The following is a 14,336-nucleotide window of genomic DNA, read 5'->3' on the forward strand; positions in this document are numbered from 1 at the left end:
AATCATTATGAGTCGTGAAGCCCTGCAGGAATCGCTGTCCGCGGTGATGGATAACGAAGCGGACGAAATGGAGCTTCGGCGAGTGCTCGGCGCCAGTCATGATGCCGAGTTGCGAGCCAAATGGTCGCGCTACCAGATAGCCCGCGCCGTAATGCACAAAGAGCTGCTTGAGCCACGTTTGGACATTGCCAGTGCGGTCTCTGCTGCGATTGCCGATGAAGCCATGCCGCAAGCACCGGGCAATGTGACTCGTGGCCCATGGCGTGCGGTTGGCCGGTTGGCTGTTGCTGCCTCGGTGACAGTGGCTGTGTTGGCGGGTGTGCGACTGTACAACCAGGATGAGCTGACCGGTACTGAGCTTGCCCAGCAAGCAGCGGCCCAACCTGCGATCAACCATGTCCAGGTGCAGGGACCTGCAATGTTGGCCGGTTTTACCACTGATGATCAGGGCTCATCCATGATACCGTCGAGTAAAGCTGAGCCAACATGGCATGAGCAGCGCTTGCCGTCCTACGTGCGTCAGCATGCTGAGCAAATTGGTTCAAATGTGACTGAAGGCGCACTGCCATACGCACGCGCAGCAAGTCTGGAAAGCCGTTAAGGAAACGCATGCGCTTTATACCCCTGACCGCCTTATTGTTAGGCGGTTGTTTGGCGTTACCTGCTGCTGCATCTGATGCGCAAGATTGGTTGCGACGCTTATCCGATGCAAGCCAGAATCAAAGCTACCATGGCACGTTCATATATGAGCGTAATGGTAGCTTTTCCACTCATAGCATTTGGCATCAGGTTGACAAGGACAAGGTCGTGCATGACCGTCTTCTTCAGCTGGATGGTCCTGCCCATGAAAGCTTCCGTGTCAATGGGCGTACTGAATGCGTGGTTGGCGGCCTGGTTGATGAAGTCAGTGACGCCCAGGCATGGCCCGCGCGTGAACTGAATGCAAACGAGCTAGCCAAATGGTACGACATCCGCGTCATGGGCAATTCCCGCGTTGCCGGGCGAAGCGCTGTGGTTCTTGGGCTGCTTCCGCGAGACCAGCACCGCTACGGTATTGAGCTGCACCTCGACAGCGAGACTGGTGTGCCGCTCAAGTCTTTGTTGCTCAATGACAAGGGGCAGATGTTAGAGCGATTCCAGTTCACTCAGTTCGATGCGAGCCAAGCCACCAATACCGAACCTGTCACTCCGAGCGCTGACTGCCAGCCAGTCAAGGTCGTTGCGGCAACGCCGCTGGATGCCAAGGCATGGCGTACCGACTGGTTGCCTCCTGGTTTTAGCTTGAGTTCAACGACCCAGAAGGTCAGCTCAATTTCCGAAGAGCCCGTAGCCTGTCTTCTATACGACGATGGCCTGGCGCGCTTTTCAGTCTTTCTTGAACCTCTCGATGGCGCAACCGCAGGGGATGCGCGCACTCAGCTTGGCCCGACAGTCGCGGTGTCGCGGCGTTTGGCGACTTCGGGGGGGGATGTCATGGTCACTGTCGTGGGGGAAATCCCGCTTGGGACTGCCGAGCGAGTGGCATTGTCAGTTCGCCAGGGTGAGGCTCAACCTCAGCCATGATCGAAGAGCAGGGGCGGGTCGTTGCAGTAGAGTCCGGCGCGGTATGGGTCGAGACACTTCGCAAAAGCACCTGCTCTACATGCTCGGCAAATGCCGGCTGCGGCCAGGGTTTGCTCGATAAGCTAGGCGTTGATAGCCGTCGAGGCTATGTGCGAGCGCTATCAAATCTGCATTTAACTGTTGGCGACCAAGTAGTGATTGGGGGGCGCGAGGATTTGCTTGTGCGCGGTTCACTGCTCGTCTACCTGATGCCCTTGATTGGGCTATTTGCGGCAGCTGTTCTTGCTGATCAGCTGTCTCTGAGTGAGCCGTGGGTAATTCTGTCAAGTTTCGCGGGGTTGGTTGCATCCTGGCTCGGGGTGCGCTGGCGGACGTCTCGTGTGGCGGAAAATCCACAATTTCAGCCGGTAGTAATGCGTGCCATATTGGCGAATGCTACGACTGTTCAATGAGTCAATCTATTCCGGATGGGGAGCTTTACGTTAATGCCTAGCCTGAAAATATGTTGTTCCGCTGTGCTCTCATTGTTGCTAATGGGGCAGGCGCTCACCGCTCGTGCTGAGCTGCCTGACTTCACTGAGCTGGTTGAGAAGGCCTCGCCCGCAGTTGTAAACATCAGCACGCGGCAAAAAATCCCAGATGCAGTCGCAAGCTCTGGCGGTATGTCTGCACCCGACCTTGAGGGGCTGCCGCCGATGTTTCGTGAATTCTTCGAGCGCAGCATTCCACAGCAGCCACGACCGCCGAGCCATGGCCGTCAGCGTGAAGCGCAATCGCTGGGTTCTGGGTTCATCATTTCCTCCGACGGCTACATCATGACCAACAATCATGTGATCGCCGATGCCGATGAAATCATTGTTCGCCTGTCGGATCGCAGTGAGCTCGAGGCCAAGGTGATCGGCGCAGACCCGCGCAGTGACGTGGCCTTGCTCAAGGTCGATGCCAAGGACCTGCCCACAGTAAAGCTGGGCAAGTCGGAAGACCTCAAGGTCGGTGAGTGGGTGTTGGCCATTGGTTCGCCATTTGGTTTCGACCATTCGGTGACAGCCGGTATCGTCAGCGCCAAGGGGCGTAGTCTGCCGAATGAAAGCTACGTGCCTTTTATTCAGACCGATGTGGCGATCAACCCAGGCAACTCAGGCGGTCCGCTGTTCAACCTCGAGGGTGAGGTCGTAGGCATCAACTCGCAGATTTTCACCCGTTCCGGTGGTTTCATGGGGTTGTCCTTTGCGATTCCCATGAGCGTGGCAATGGATGTGGCTGATCAACTCAAGGCTGATGGTAAGGTCAGTCGCGGCTGGCTGGGCGTGGTCATCCAGGAAGTGAACAAGGACCTGGCCGAGTCGTTTGGCTTGGACAAGCCGGCAGGCGCCCTGGTTGCCCAGGTGCTTGAAGGTGGCCCAGGTGCCAAGAGTGGTTTGCAGGTGGGTGATGTAATCCTGAGCCTCAATGGCAAGCCGATCATCATGTCTGCTGACCTGCCGCACCTTGTCGGTGGCTTGAAGCCTGGCTCCAAGGCGAAGATGGAAGTTGTTCGTGATGGCGCTCGCAAGACGCTTGACCTGACCATCGGCTCGCTACCTGAAGATGGCACTGCTCTGGCTGGCGATGCGGCACCAAGCGCCGAGCAAAGCAGCAACCGCCTGGGCGTTAAAGTGGCTGAGTTGAGCGCCGAGCAAAAGAAAGCGCTGGATCTCAAGGGTGGCGTGGTGATCAGTGAGGTCATGGATGGACCGGCTGCGTTGATCGGTTTGCGTCAGGGGGATGTCATTACTCACCTGAACAATCAGGCGATTGACTCTGGCAAAACCTTTGCGGCTGTCGCCAAGGCCCTGCCGAAGGATCGCTCGGTGTCGATGCGCGTATTGCGCAAGGGCCGCGCAAGCTTCATTACCTTCAAATTGTCTGAGTAACAGTCGACAGCGGAAAAGGGCGATTTAATCGCCCTTTTTTGTGTCTTGCCCCCGGCGAATCTGCCGCTGTGCAGGCTTTGCGGCAGGTTGTCAGCCTTATATCAGCGAGGTTGGGGCCGTGGGTGACGAGTTGGCGGTAAATCGGGTACACTTCGCGGCTATTTTCGGCGGGCCGTCGCCTGCGATCTTTTTGAGTGTTGTCTTGTGAGTGACCTGAGCCACATACGTAATTTCAGTATTATTGCCCATATTGACCACGGCAAGTCGACGCTTGCTGACCGCTTTATTCAAATGTGCGGTGGTCTGACTGAGCGCGAAATGGAGGCCCAGGTGCTGGACTCCATGGACTTGGAGCGCGAGCGCGGCATTACCATCAAGGCGCACAGCGTGACCTTGTATTACAAGGCGCGTGACGGCAAAACCTATCAGTTGAACTTCATTGATACGCCTGGCCACGTTGACTTCACCTATGAAGTCAGTCGTTCGCTGGCTGCGTGCGAAGGCGCGTTGCTGGTGGTCGATGCCGGCCAGGGTGTTGAGGCGCAGTCGGTAGCTAACTGCTATACCGCTATCGAGCAGGGCCTTGAGGTCATGCCGGTACTGAACAAGATGGACTTGCCGCAGGCCGAGCCTGAGCGAGTCAAGGAAGAAATCGAACATATCATCGGTATCGATGCGACCGATGCCGTGGCCTGTAGCGCCAAGAGCGGCATGGGCGTCGATGAAGTGCTGGAGCGTCTGGTTACCACCATTCCGGCACCAACCGGCGAGATTGATGCACCGCTGCAAGCGTTGATCATCGACTCCTGGTTTGACAACTACCTGGGTGTTGTCTCTCTGGTGCGCGTGCGTCACGGGCGGATCAAGAAGGGCGACAAGGTGCTGGTCAAATCCACCGGCAAGATGCATCAGGTCGACAGCGTTGGCGTGTTCAACCCCAAGCACACTGCCACAGCCGATCTTAAAGCCGGTGAAGTGGGCTTTATTATCGCCGGTATCAAGGACATTCATGGTGCGCCAGTGGGCGATACCCTGACCCTGTCGACGACCCCTGATGTCGATATGCTGCCCGGCTTCAAACGCGTCAAGCCGCAGGTCTACGCTGGCTTGTTCCCGGTCAGCTCCGATGACTTTGAAGACTTCCGTGAAGCCCTGCAGAAGCTGACGCTCAACGATGCTGCATTGCAGTACGAGCCGGAAAGCTCCGACGCCTTGGGCTTTGGTTTCCGCATTGGCTTCCTCGGCATGCTGCACATGGAGATCATCCAGGAGCGCCTTGAGCGTGAGTATGACCTGGACCTGATCACCACGGCGCCGACCGTAGTCTTTGAGGTCGTGCTCAAAACCGGCGAAACCATCTACGTCGACAACCCATCGAAGTTGCCGGATATCTCGGCTATCGAAGATATGCGCGAGCCCATAGTGCGCGCCAATATCCTGGTGCCGCAGGAGCATTTGGGTAACGTCATTACCCTGTGTATCGAAAAGCGCGGCGTACAAATCGATATGCAGTACCTGAGCAGTCAGGTCCAGGTTTCCTACGACCTGCCAATGAACGAGGTGGTGCTCGACTTTTTCGACCGCCTCAAGTCGGTAAGTCGTGGTTATGCGTCGCTGGACTACAGCTTCGACCGTTTCCAGTCGGCTAATCTGGTCAAGTTGGATGTGCTGATCAACGGCGACAAGGTCGATGCATTGGCGCTGATCGTGCACCGTGACAAGGCGCAATACAAAGGTCGCCAGTTGACCGAGAAAATGAAGGAACTGATTCCGCGTCAGATGTTCGATGTGGCAATTCAGGCTGCAATTGGTGGGCAAATCATTGCGCGTACAAGCGTCAAGGCTTTGCGTAAAAACGTACTGGCCAAATGCTACGGTGGCGACGTAAGTCGTAAACGTAAGCTGCTGGAAAAGCAGAAGGCCGGTAAGAAAAGAATGAAGCAGGTCGGTAATGTGGAAATACCACAAGACGCCTTCCTTGCTGTTCTCAAAGTGGATAGTTAAGACATATGTCGATCAATTTCCCGCTGTTACTGGTCATCGCAGTTGCCGTGTGTGGTGCCTTGGCTTTATTTGACTTGGTGTTTCTGGCTCCACGTCGGCGTAATGCAATCGCAACCTATCAAGGTCAGGTTGCTGGCGAGGCCGACGAGCAGGTGATTGAACGACTGAATAAAGAGCCGCTGCTGGTCGAGTACGGCAAGTCTTTCTTTCCCGTATTGGCGATTGTGCTGATACTGCGCTCCTTTCTGGTTGAACCCTTCCAGATTCCATCGGGCTCAATGCGCCCGACCCTGGAAGTCGGTGACTTCATCCTGGTAAACAAGTTTGCCTATGGTATTCGTTTGCCGGTCATCGATACCAAGGTTATCCAGGTCGAAGACCCGCAGCGTGGCGATGTAATGGTGTTTCGCTATCCAAGCGATCCGAACATCAACTACATCAAGCGGGTAGTGGGCTTGCCGGGCGACCAGATCCGTTACACCAAGGACAAGCACCTCTATGTGAACGGCAAGCTGGTCGCTCAACAGCTGATCGGTGAAGAGCCAGGCAGCCTCGGCAGCGTGATGCTCTACAACGAGAAACTGGGCGAAGCTGAGCATTTGATTCGCAAGGAAATGAAGCGTTATCACGCCGTTCCCGGCGGTGAGTGGGTGGTGCCTGAAGGGCACTACTTCATGATGGGCGATAACCGCGACAACTCCAACGACAGCCGTTACTGGAATGACCCAAACATTCCAAAGCCCTTGCTGGGCATGGTTCCAGACAAAAATATCGTGGGTAAGGCCTTTGCGGTATGGATGAGCTGGCCGGATCCGAAAATGAGTAATCTGCCAAACTTTTCACGCGTTGGCCTGATTCACTGATTTAAAACCTGAAAATGCGGCGCTGTTCAAATCAGCGCCGCAGTCTATATATAGTCTGTTAGCTCGCCGCTTTGGCGTTTTAAAATTCTAATAAATGGGGTTAATCATGACATTTGCGCGTTCGCAAAAGGGAATGTCTATTATTAGTTGGTTGCTGGTGCTGGGGCTTGTTGCGTTTTTTGCCAGCGCGGCTTTCAAGGTAATACCGCATTACCTTGACTATATGTCGATGGAAAAGATCATCACTTCGGTCGAGACCGACAAGGCTGCGGATATCCGCACCGTTGGTGATTTTTACAACCATGTCAGCAAGGGCATGCAGGTCAACAGTATTCGCGACCTGAAGCTTCGGGATGCCCTTGAAGTAACAGTCGAGAACAATGAATTTCGCGCTCATCTCAAATACGAGAAGCGTGAGCCGCTGATCGAGAACCTCGATCTGGTGGTCCATTTTGATAAAGAATTCCGTGTGCGTATGCCGTGAATGATTCGTTAGCCCGTTTAGAGCGCAAGCTCGGTTACACCTTTAAAGACCAGGACCACATGGTCCTGGCCCTGACCCATCGCAGTTTTGCTGGGCGCAATAATGAGCGCCTGGAATTCCTCGGTGACGCTATTCTTAACTTTGTTGCGGGCGAGGCGCTGTTCGAGCGCTTCCCGCAAGCCCGAGAAGGCCAGTTGTCACGCTTGCGCGCGCGCTTGGTCAAGGGCGAAACCCTGGCGATCCTGGCCCGTGGCTTTGATCTGGGTGAATACCTGCGACTGGGTTCCGGCGAGCTTAAAAGCGGCGGTTTTCGACGTGAGTCGATCCTGGCCGATGCACTGGAAGCATTGATCGGTGCTATCTACCTGGATTCGGGCATGGAGGCGGCGCGTGAGCGTGTGCTGGCATGGCTGACCAATGAGTTGGAAAGCCTGACCCTGGTCGATACCAACAAGGATCCAAAAACGCGGCTGCAGGAGTTCCTGCAGTCCCGTGCCTGCGAATTGCCGCGTTACGATGTGGTTGATATTCAGGGCGAGCCTCACTGTCGGACATTCATCGTTGAATGCCAGGTGACTTTATTGAATGACAAAACACTGGGGCAGGGCGCTAGTCGGCGCATTGCTGAACAGGTTGCCGCCGCGGCAGCCCTGATCGCCCTGGGTGTGGAGAACGGCCATGACTGATTCACCTGTTTCACGCTGTGGCTATGTCGCCATCGTTGGCCGGCCTAACGTGGGCAAGTCAACGCTGCTGAACCATATCCTTGGGCAAAAGCTTGCAATTACCTCGCGCAAGCCGCAAACCACTCGCCACAATATGCTCGGCATCAAGACCGAACATGGCGCCCAGGCTATCTATGTCGATACCCCAGGCCTACATAAAAACAACGAGAAAGCGCTCAATCGCTACATGAACAAAAGCGCATCTTCGGCGTTGAAAGACGTTGATGTGGTGATTTTTGTGGTTGATCGCACCCGTTGGACGGATGAAGACCAGATGGTGCTTGAGCGTATCCAGTACGTTGAAGGCCCGGTGATTCTGGCGATCAACAAGACCGATCGCCTTGAAGACAAGTCAGACCTGATGCCGCACCTGGAGTGGTTGGCTACCCAGTTGCCCAAGGCTGAGATCGTGCCTATCTCCGCGCACCACGGCCATAATCTCGAAACCCTTGAGAAACTGGTTAGCTCGCACCTGCCGGAAGGCGATCACTTCTTCCCCGAAGACCAGATCACTGACCGCTCCAGTCGTTTCTTCGCCGCCGAGTTGGTGCGCGAAAAAATCATGCGTCAACTGGGTGCCGAGCTGCCCTACCAGATCACCGTTGAAATTGAAGAGTTCAAGCAAGAAGGCCGGATTCTGCATATTCATGCGCTTATTCTGGTTGAACGCGACGGCCAGAAGAAAATCATCATTGGCGACAAGGGTGAGCGCATCAAGCGAGTTGGCCAGGAAGCGCGCAAGGACATGGAAGTGCTGTTCGATTCCAAGGTCATGCTCAACCTCTGGGTCAAGGTCAAAGGTGGTTGGTCGGATGATGAGCGGGCTTTGCGTTCGCTCGGTTACGACGACATCTGAGCAAGCACGGCAGATTAGGCCGTCATGATCAGTTAAGCTTGCTCCAATGCGCGCGTGGCACCCAGCCACGCGCAGTTCATTTCGAGTCAATACTTGCCATGCTTGTGCTGAACCAGCCCGCTTATGTGTTGCACAGCCGTGCGTATCGCGAGAGCAGCGCGCTGGTGGATTTCCTTACGCCTCAAGGGCGCTTGCGCGCCGTTTTACGAGGTGCACGGGGCAAGGCCGGAACCCTGGCGCGGCCTTTTGTTGCCCTGGATGCCGAGTTTCGCGGTCGCGGTGAGTTGAAGAATGTCTCGCGCCTCGAGGCAACCGGCATCCCCAATCTATTGTCAGGCGAGGCGCTGTTCAGTGGGCTTTATCTCAATGAACTTCTGATTCGCTTGTTACCCGCCGAAGATGCCCAGCCAGCGATTTTCGATCACTATGCCCTGACCTTGCTTGCGCTTGGCCAGGGGCGGGCCATCGAGCCTTTGTTGCGCTCCTTCGAGTGGCGTTTGCTCGACCAACTGGGCTATGGTTTTGCCCTCGACCAGGATTTGCACGGCCAGGCCGTGGTCAGTGATGGTATCTATCGCTTGCAGACAGACGACGGCCTGGTGCCTATAGGCCAATGGCAGCCAGGTGCATTCCAGGGTGCCGAATTGTTAGCCATGGCCGACGCCAACTGGCAAACTCCGGGTGCGCTAGCAGCTGCCAAACGGCTGATGCGCCAAGCACTGGCCCCCCATCTAGGCGGCAAGCCGCTGGTTAGCCGTGAATTGTTTATGACCCTCAAGGAGCCTACTCGTGACTGATGCCAATCGTGTTTTGCTGGGTGTGAATATTGATCATGTAGCTACGCTGCGCCAAGCCCGTGGCACACGTTACCCAGATCCGGTGAAGGCTGCGTTGGACGCCGAGGAAGCGGGTGCCGACGGCATTACCGTACACCTGCGTGAAGATCGCCGGCACATCCAGGAGCGCGACGTGCGCCTGCTTAAAGAGGTGATGCAAACACGCATGAACTTCGAGATGGGCGTGACCGAGGAGATGCTCGCATTTGCTGAAAGCATCCGTCCCGAGCATGTATGCCTGGTGCCGGAAACGCGCCAGGAGCTGACCACCGAAGGCGGGCTCGATGTTGCAGGCCAGGAGGAGCGCATTCGTGCGGCGGTGGAGCGCTTGAGCAAGATAGGCTGTGAGGTTTCGTTGTTTATCGACCCGGACCCGCAACAGATCGACGCTTCCAAACGTGTCGGCGCGCCTGCTGTTGAGTTGCATACCGGTCGTTATGCCGATGCGCATACAGCCCAGGAGCAAGCCGTCGAATTGGCACGTATTGCCGATGGTGTGAAGCGTGGCGTCAGCCAGGGTTTGATCGTCAACGCCGGGCATGGCTTGCACTATCACAACGTTGAACCCGTGGCGGCGATTGCCGGGATCAACGAATTGAATATCGGCCATGCGCTGGTCGCCCATGCCTTGTTTGTCGGTTTTAAACAGGCCGTGGTGGAGATGAAGCAATTGATAGTGGCAGCAGCTAACCGCGGGTGATTGCGTCAGGCAGGCAGCGGCCAAAGCCAGGCACTTTCAACCAGGGCTCTCACCCCGCACCATTGCTGCACCGAAGGCGCTCAAGGCAGGCAGATTGATGCCGGAAAGAGCAGCATCAGCAGCCATCCCGCCACAAAAAGTCCCAGTCCGAAGGTCAGGTGCGCAGTGACGCTTCTGCGCCTTGTTACCCTCGGCACCCCAGTCTTCGAACCGGCAACGCCGAAACCGAGCGCGGGTTGCATGATGAAAAAGGGCGCAATTACGCTGACCAACCCCATAACCAGAGCAGGCGCCAGTGTGGGGTTGCAGAGCCAGGCAGATCCTTTCGCACCGATCAGCACCATCGCGAAGACAATACCGGTGATGTAATGGAATGCCCACCCGACCAAGCGTTCATTCCTGACTGGAGCCGCCCCCATGATCGGGGCATGACGAAACCGCCCTCGCAACATGTGGCCCAGCCAACGACCGACCAGGCCATAGTCAAGCGACGCTAGACCAAACACTCGTGCTTGAATAAAACCCGATAGGTCCATGATCAGCGTGGCCCCCATTCCAACAAACAGAATGCGCAGTGCTGTCTCGCTTATTCCCATGACGTACCTCCTTGCCTTCAACCTGTTTTGGCGGTTTGATACGAGCAGTCTGCAAGTTCAAGTCGACTTGAGGTCAAGCATGAAAGAGCTGGTTATTGGTGAAGTGGTACGACGTTCCGGTCTACCGGCTTCAACGCTGCGCTACTACGAAGAAAAAGGCCTTATCCGTTCGATCGGCCGGCGTGGCCTGAGTCGCGTGTTTCATGCCGATGTACTTGAGCGGTTGTCCTTGATCGCACTCGGGCAATCGGCAGAGCTTTCACTGGACGATCTTGTCGCCATGCTGGACGCAGAGGGGCAGCCCGATATTGATCGTCAGCGGCTCAAGCAAAAGGCTGACGAACTGGACAGCACCATCGAACGACTCAGCGCCATACGCGACGAGCTCCGCCGAGTAGCGTCCTGCCCTGCTGATCGTCATATTGAATGCCCAAGCTTCCAGAAAATGCTGGGGGCGGTCGGGGCGGGGGGCGAGAGAAAGGCTGGAAAGGGTGGCCTGCGCAAACCTGGCGCATGAAGGGAAATAGAACGTTTTGGATCGACAGCAGCAACCCTCTCGGATAGGCAGTTGTGGGCCGTATTCAGACTGTCGCGACAGACTGGAGTCGACCCTAAGTGGTCATCACTCCAACCGCCACTGGCACGTATAAGCCAAGCAATGAAAGCTGCGAATGGAGTGAGCAGAACCAAGCCGCCAACGACGACTGCCCAGCCCATGCAATGATGTGGCCGAAGTCGACTACAGGCCTCAAGGAATCCCCGAGGAGTGGTGCTAAGCTTTACGTGCGGTAATCACGGCCCGCGTCGGCGCCGGTAGACCTTCGATCGTGCGGCTGTGATCGGCTGGGTCGAGAAACTCGGGCAATGACTGATAACGCATCCACTCGGTGGCGCGTTGCTCTTCGATTGAGGTGGTGCTGACATCAACACATTGGATGTCGACAAAGCCTGCGCGGCGTAGCCACAACTCCAATGCTGGAACTGATGGCAAGAACCACACGTTACGCATCTGCGCGTAGCGATCCTCAGGCAGCAATACTTGCTGGGCATCACCCTCTACAACCAGGGTTTCGAGCACAAGCTCACCACCTTTGACCAGGCAATCCTTGAGATCGAGCAGGTGGTCGATGGGGGAGCGCCGGTGGTAGAGCACGCCCATCGAGAACACCGTGTCAAAGCCTTGCAGCTTCGGTGGTAGTTCCTCGACAGCCAAAGGCAGGTGCCAGATGGGCTGTTCCGGCAGGTAGTTCTTCATGGCCAGAAACTGATTGAAAAACAGCCAGTTTGGATCGATGCCCACCACGCAGCTGGCGCCCGCGCCGAGCATGCGCCACATGTAATAGCCATTGCCGCAGCCAACATCGAGGACGCGCTTGTCCTTGAGGTCAAGGTAGGGCGCGACGCGCTGCCATTTCCAGTCGGAGCGCCACTCGGTATCAATATGCACGCCAAACAGTTGAAAAGGGCCTTTGCGCCATGGGATCAAGCCCTGCAGAGCCGTTTTTAACTGTTCACGGCTCGACTCGTCGCAGGGGCCGTTGAAGCTGAACGCCTGCAGCATTTCCAGCTCAGTGATTACCAGGGGCGGCAAGGCTTGAACCGCTGCATACCAGCGTTCCAGGTCACCATGGCCGATCGCCAGCTTGCTGTCTATTTGCCGTGGCAGGTCGGCGCTCCACTCCTGCAGTGGCGTCCCGGCGAGCTGTGATTGTAGTGCATCTAAATCAAAACGCTGGATCATGGTAGGGCAATCATCGAGGCAAAATTAAGGCATTGGAACCAAGGCGTCACCTTGCTGAAGCCTGCGCTAAGCAGGCGTTCGCGGTGGGTTTCAAGGCTGTCGGGAATCATCACGTTTTCAATAGCGCTGCGTTTCTGGGCTATTTCCAGCTCGCTGTAGCCATTGGCGCGTTTGAAGGCGATGTGCAGCTCGGTGAGCAATTGCTGTTGTTCATCATCTTCGAAGCAGAGCTTTTCCGAAAGGATCAAGGCGCCGCCAGGCAGCAAGGCATTGCGGATACGCCCGAGCAACTCAAGCCGCTGGTCAGGCTTGATGAACTGCAGGGTGAAGTTCAATGCGACCAGTGATGTTGGCTGGAATTGGAGGCTGAGAATGTCGGCCTCGATCACTTCGACCGGTAACAACTCTTGAAACATCGAATCCTGTGCATGCAGGTATTCGCGGCAGCGCTCAACCATTGCGCTGGAGTTGTCGATAGCGATGACCCGGCAGTCTTCAATCTGTACATGGCGACGTAGCGCCTGGGTGACCGCGCCCAACGAGCTGCCCAAGTCGTAGAGCACGCTATGGGGCTTGGCGAACTGGCTGGCGAGCACGCCAATGTTTTCAACAATGGTCGGATAGCCAGGCACCGAGCGTTTGATCATGTCCGGAAATACCCTGACCACATCCTCGTTAAAGGCAAAGTCCGGTACTTGCGCCAGCGGTTGGGAAAATATGCGGTCGGGCTCTTTGCTCACGGTGGTTCCGAAACAGGACGGGAAATCCGCGTATTTTAGCCAACTTGGCTGCTTAACCAAACCATGATTGTGTCAATGGGCCGGAAAACGGCCCAGGCACGCCCGTGTCGGTTGATGTCTCAGCGAAAACGCTGCTGAGCGGACGTGGCGATTGCCCATTGCGCCAGCCAGTAGGTGAGGATAATCGCATAGGGCGCGGCGGCGAATGGTGCGACAAAGCGGTTGATACCGATAAGGCTATCGGACAACACGAAAAGCAGCGCGCCAACAGCCGCCAACCAGGCGCCTCGCTGATTGATATGTGGCTGGTTCAGGCGGGCAAGGGCACGCCAGAGCATGGCGCCGATAGCGGTGGCATAGCAGAGCACGGGAATCAGGAGAGGACCGAGTCCGGCACTGGCCAGAACGCTGAACATGCCGCCACCGACTATGATCGCAATGAACAGCGCGGGCCAGGCAGGCCGCTTGCAGTCACTGAAATAAGCGCGCAAATAAGCGAGGTGGGCCAGCAGGAAGGCGCCCAGGCCAAACACGAACAGGTCGCCCGGCCAGTCGAGCAGGATATCGCCAGCCAGCGAGCACAGCAGCCCGATGCGAATCCAGCGGCTATAGGTGCCAGCGGGCGCCTGTTGCATCCACAGCAGCAGCGCAATGACCGGGATGCCTTTGCTCAGCAGACCCAGCAGGGCAAGATCGGCAACTCTTGCATAGATGAACAGTGCCGCGCCACTGAGGGCTAAAAGCAACCAACGCATATCAAATTCTCGACCAGGTGGCGGAAGCCATGACTATGTCGTTTTGATTGCTGCTTGCCAACGCTGAAGATGACGCTTGAAGTAGCTTTTCGCGCCGAACCCGGGTGAACCGGTGTAGTCGGGCGAATTACTTGACCTTGATGGTGCAGTCAAAGGTTTGCGCAGGTGCAACCTCGGTTTCCCATGGCCGTTGATAAGTCATGACCAGGTGACCTTCTCCCGGTTGCTTGACCGTGTAGCGCCAGGTTGATTTACCCGCGCTGCCGACCAGTCCCGATTCCTCAGGATTGCTGTAAACCTCGGGGCCAAGGCTGGTCAATACAGCCGGGGCCGCATCGCGCACAACCCAGCGGAAACCTGTGGTCGGGTTGCTTGGCAAACTGATGATCAGTTGTTGCTCGGTGCTAAGGCTCAGCGGGCAATCGCTTTGCTGTTGCAGGTTAACGGTCGTTGATTGGGTGGAGCAGCCGGCTAGCAACGCGAGGCTGAGTGGCGGCAGCAGGCGGTAAACTGCGGTCATGTTTGGCTCCGGTGATGGAAATGGTTGTCCAGCATAGCCC

At 56.4% G+C, this 14,336-nt stretch carries 17 protein-coding genes; 12 read left to right on the forward strand and 5 right to left on the reverse strand.

Features of this window, described 5'->3' with window-relative positions:
• Window positions 1–7 precede the first annotated feature (7 nt).
• From CHB79_RS00565 to pdxJ, 11 genes are all read left to right on the forward strand, one after another.
• Window positions 8–601 (forward strand): sigma-E factor negative regulatory protein, encoded by a 594-nt coding sequence (locus tag CHB79_RS00565; RefSeq protein WP_010484409.1) that lies wholly within the window; start codon window positions 8–10, stop codon window positions 599–601.
• Window positions 602–609: 8 nt separating this feature from the next.
• A complete protein-coding gene (locus tag CHB79_RS00570; RefSeq protein WP_010484410.1) occupies window positions 610–1,563 on the forward strand; it encodes a MucB/RseB C-terminal domain-containing protein in 954 nt (317 codons plus the stop codon).
• The gene (locus CHB79_RS00575) at window positions 1,560–2,015 is read left to right on the forward strand and encodes a SoxR reducing system RseC family protein (RefSeq protein ID WP_089358561.1); all 456 of its coding nucleotides are present in this window, start codon (window positions 1,560–1,562) and stop codon (window positions 2,013–2,015) included. Before CHB79_RS00570 ends, CHB79_RS00575 begins: the two co-directional genes overlap by 4 nt.
• A 33-nt stretch (window positions 2,016–2,048) precedes the next feature.
• Window positions 2,049–3,476 (forward strand): DegQ family serine endoprotease, encoded by a 1,428-nt coding sequence (locus CHB79_RS00580; protein WP_089358562.1) that lies wholly within the window; start codon window positions 2,049–2,051, stop codon window positions 3,474–3,476.
• Between the two features lie 204 nt (window positions 3,477–3,680).
• Complete coding sequence (gene lepA / locus CHB79_RS00585) at window positions 3,681–5,480, forward strand: translation elongation factor 4 (RefSeq protein WP_010484416.1); 1,800 nt, start codon at window positions 3,681–3,683, stop codon at window positions 5,478–5,480.
• Between the two features lie 5 nt (window positions 5,481–5,485).
• Complete coding sequence (gene lepB / locus CHB79_RS00590; protein WP_010484418.1) at window positions 5,486–6,343, forward strand: signal peptidase I; 858 nt, start codon at window positions 5,486–5,488, stop codon at window positions 6,341–6,343.
• A gap of 106 nt (window positions 6,344–6,449) precedes the next feature.
• Window positions 6,450–6,827, forward strand: a complete 378-nt coding sequence (locus tag CHB79_RS00595) for a DUF4845 domain-containing protein (RefSeq protein ID WP_010484420.1) — start codon at window positions 6,450–6,452, stop codon at window positions 6,825–6,827.
• Window positions 6,824–7,513: a ribonuclease III gene (rnc, locus tag CHB79_RS00600; protein WP_089358563.1), complete on the forward strand. Its 690-nt coding sequence runs from the start codon at window positions 6,824–6,826 to the stop codon at window positions 7,511–7,513. The genes CHB79_RS00595 and rnc overlap by 4 nt, the downstream gene beginning before the upstream one ends.
• Window positions 7,506–8,408 (forward strand): GTPase Era, encoded by a 903-nt coding sequence (gene era, locus CHB79_RS00605; protein ID WP_089358564.1) that lies wholly within the window; start codon window positions 7,506–7,508, stop codon window positions 8,406–8,408. The genes rnc and era overlap by 8 nt, the downstream gene beginning before the upstream one ends.
• A gap of 98 nt (window positions 8,409–8,506) precedes the next feature.
• On the forward strand, window positions 8,507–9,205 hold the full coding sequence (gene recO, locus CHB79_RS00610; protein WP_089359172.1) for a DNA repair protein RecO: 699 nt from the start codon (window positions 8,507–8,509) through the stop codon (window positions 9,203–9,205).
• Complete coding sequence (gene pdxJ / locus CHB79_RS00615; protein WP_089358565.1) at window positions 9,198–9,944, forward strand: pyridoxine 5'-phosphate synthase; 747 nt, start codon at window positions 9,198–9,200, stop codon at window positions 9,942–9,944. The genes recO and pdxJ overlap by 8 nt, the downstream gene beginning before the upstream one ends.
• Window positions 9,945–10,024: 80 nt before the next feature.
• Here pdxJ and CHB79_RS00620 read toward each other — a convergent pair whose 3' ends face one another.
• Window positions 10,025–10,540: a DUF2938 domain-containing protein gene (locus CHB79_RS00620; RefSeq protein WP_089358566.1), complete on the reverse strand. Its 516-nt coding sequence runs from the start codon at window positions 10,538–10,540 to the stop codon at window positions 10,025–10,027.
• Between the two features lie 79 nt (window positions 10,541–10,619).
• Here CHB79_RS00620 and CHB79_RS00625 point away from each other — a divergent pair, with 79 nt between their 5' ends.
• Window positions 10,620–11,057, forward strand: a complete 438-nt coding sequence (locus tag CHB79_RS00625) for a helix-turn-helix domain-containing protein (protein WP_089359173.1) — start codon at window positions 10,620–10,622, stop codon at window positions 11,055–11,057.
• A gap of 255 nt (window positions 11,058–11,312) precedes the next feature.
• On the opposite strand, the gene cmoB is transcribed toward CHB79_RS00625, so the two are convergent.
• The 4 genes from cmoB to CHB79_RS00645 all read right to left on the reverse strand — a co-directional run bounded on the left by cmoB (window position 11,313) and on the right by CHB79_RS00645 (window position 14,296).
• Window positions 11,313–12,281: a tRNA 5-methoxyuridine(34)/uridine 5-oxyacetic acid(34) synthase CmoB gene (cmoB, locus tag CHB79_RS00630; protein ID WP_089358567.1), complete on the reverse strand. Its 969-nt coding sequence runs from the start codon at window positions 12,279–12,281 to the stop codon at window positions 11,313–11,315.
• A complete protein-coding gene (gene cmoA / locus CHB79_RS00635) occupies window positions 12,278–13,021 on the reverse strand; it encodes a carboxy-S-adenosyl-L-methionine synthase CmoA (protein WP_089358568.1) in 744 nt (247 codons plus the stop codon). The genes cmoB and cmoA overlap by 4 nt, the downstream gene beginning before the upstream one ends.
• Before the next feature lie 119 nt (window positions 13,022–13,140).
• A complete protein-coding gene (locus CHB79_RS00640; protein ID WP_089358569.1) occupies window positions 13,141–13,776 on the reverse strand; it encodes a lysoplasmalogenase in 636 nt (211 codons plus the stop codon).
• A 127-nt stretch (window positions 13,777–13,903) separates the two neighbouring features.
• Entirely contained in the window at window positions 13,904–14,296 is a 393-nt protein-coding gene (locus tag CHB79_RS00645) for a protease inhibitor I42 family protein (protein ID WP_010484440.1), read from the reverse strand.
• Window positions 14,297–14,336: the final 40 nt, after the last annotated feature.

The organism is Pseudomonas segetis (genome assembly GCF_900188155.1).
Classification (GTDB): domain Bacteria; phylum Pseudomonadota; class Gammaproteobacteria; order Pseudomonadales; family Pseudomonadaceae; genus Aquipseudomonas; species Aquipseudomonas segetis.

Excerpts from the sequence above, each read along its gene's own strand:
- CHB79_RS00565 (WP_010484409.1), top strand. The coding sequence starts at position 8 with ATGAGTCGTGAAGCCCTGCAGGAATCGCTGTCCGCGGTGATGGATAAC.
- CHB79_RS00570 (WP_010484410.1), top strand. The coding sequence starts at position 610 with ATGCGCTTTATACCCCTGACCGCCTTATTGTTAGGCGGTTGTTTGGCG.
- CHB79_RS00575 (WP_089358561.1), top strand. The coding sequence starts at position 1,560 with ATGATCGAAGAGCAGGGGCGGGTCGTTGCAGTAGAGTCCGGCGCGGTA.
- CHB79_RS00580 (WP_089358562.1), top strand. The coding sequence starts at position 2,049 with ATGCCTAGCCTGAAAATATGTTGTTCCGCTGTGCTCTCATTGTTGCTA.
- lepB (WP_010484418.1), top strand. The coding sequence starts at position 5,486 with ATGTCGATCAATTTCCCGCTGTTACTGGTCATCGCAGTTGCCGTGTGT.
- CHB79_RS00595 (WP_010484420.1), top strand. The coding sequence starts at position 6,450 with ATGACATTTGCGCGTTCGCAAAAGGGAATGTCTATTATTAGTTGGTTG.
- era (WP_089358564.1), top strand. The coding sequence starts at position 7,506 with ATGACTGATTCACCTGTTTCACGCTGTGGCTATGTCGCCATCGTTGGC.
- recO (WP_089359172.1), top strand. The coding sequence starts at position 8,507 with ATGCTTGTGCTGAACCAGCCCGCTTATGTGTTGCACAGCCGTGCGTAT.
- CHB79_RS00620 (WP_089358566.1), bottom strand. The coding sequence starts at position 10,540 with ATGGGAATAAGCGAGACAGCACTGCGCATTCTGTTTGTTGGAATGGGG.
- CHB79_RS00625 (WP_089359173.1), top strand. The coding sequence starts at position 10,620 with ATGAAAGAGCTGGTTATTGGTGAAGTGGTACGACGTTCCGGTCTACCG.
- cmoB (WP_089358567.1), bottom strand. The coding sequence starts at position 12,281 with ATGATCCAGCGTTTTGATTTAGATGCACTACAATCACAGCTCGCCGGG.
- CHB79_RS00640 (WP_089358569.1), bottom strand. The coding sequence starts at position 13,776 with ATGCGTTGGTTGCTTTTAGCCCTCAGTGGCGCGGCACTGTTCATCTAT.
- CHB79_RS00645 (WP_010484440.1), bottom strand. The coding sequence starts at position 14,296 with ATGACCGCAGTTTACCGCCTGCTGCCGCCACTCAGCCTCGCGTTGCTA.